The organism is Micromonospora sicca (assembly GCF_003172935.1).
GTDB classification, from domain to species: Bacteria; Actinomycetota; Actinomycetes; order Mycobacteriales; family Micromonosporaceae; genus Micromonospora; species Micromonospora sicca.
In genome coordinates, this window is sequence record NZ_QGKS01000381.1 from 1 (window position 1) to 1,051 (window position 1,051).

Consider the following 1,051-nt stretch of genomic DNA (forward strand, 5'->3'; position numbering starts at 1 on the left):
GGGCGGGTTCAGCTGGTGGAAGCATTCGCCTCGACGAGTTCGGTGAATATCTCGGAGGGCTTCTTCCAACCGTGGATCTTACGCGGTCGGTTGTTGATCTCGGAAGCGACCATCGCGAGGTATTTCGGGTCGGAGGTGATCGGGACGCCCTTGGGGAAGTACTCGCGCAGGATCCGGTTGGCGTTCTCGTTGCTGCCACGTTGCCAGGGTGAGTGCGGGCGGGCGAAGTAGACCGGCAGTCCGGCGGCGGTGATCCGGGCGTGTCCGGCCATCTCCGACCCGCAGTCCCAGGTCAACGACCGGGCGAGCTGCGGCGGGAGGGTCCCGGCGGCGGCGATGACCGCGTCGCCGACGGTCAGCGAGTCCCGGCCGGTCAGCGGGACCAGGACCACGAAGCGGGAGGTGCGCTCGACGAGGGTCGCCACCGCGCTCTTGCCGCCCTTGCCGATGACCAGGTCGCCCTCCCAGTGCCCGGGGACTTGCCGGCCCTCGACCTCGGCGGGCCGTTCGTCGAGGTAGCGGGGCTCACGGATCCGCGGCGCCGGTGCCGGACGGGCCCCGCCACGTCGGGCCGTGCGGCCGGTGCGCAAGCCGATCAGCTCCCGCGCCAGGGTGGACACCGGCTGGGCGTACACCCACTGGTAGATCGCCTCGTGAGACACCCGGTAAGCCTGATCGTCGGGGTAGTCGAACGGCAACCGGCCCGCGATCGACGCCGGTGACCAGCCCAGCCGCAGCCGCTCGCGTACCACCTCCCGCAGACCCGGCGCGCGTTCCACCGCCCACATCTTTGGCCGCCGCCGCGACACCGCCGCCGCCGCGTCGGCCGCCGCGGCCCGGTACCCGCCGCGGCCGCCGCGCCGGGCGACCTCCCGCGAGACCACCGACGGGTTACGGCCGATCAGGACACCGATCTGCTTGTACTCCAAGCCTTCGGCCAGGCCACGGGAAATCTCTTCACGATCAGCCAGGGTCAACATCGCACGCACGGCGGAACATCCTGTCCCACCGAACCGCCAAGATCAAATGCTACGACCGGCTGAACCTGCCG

General features: G+C 70.5%; 1 protein-coding gene. It reads right to left on the reverse strand.

The features are described 5' to 3' along the window. Positions 1–8 precede the first annotated feature (8 nt). Entirely contained in the window at positions 9–980 is a 972-nt protein-coding gene (locus DKT69_RS30270; RefSeq protein WP_109804858.1) for an IS30 family transposase, read from the reverse strand. Positions 981–1,051: the final 71 nt, after the last annotated feature.

Excerpts from the sequence above, each read along its gene's own strand:
- DKT69_RS30270 (WP_109804858.1), bottom strand. The coding sequence starts at position 980 with ATGTTGACCCTGGCTGATCGTGAAGAGATTTCCCGTGGCCTGGCCGAA.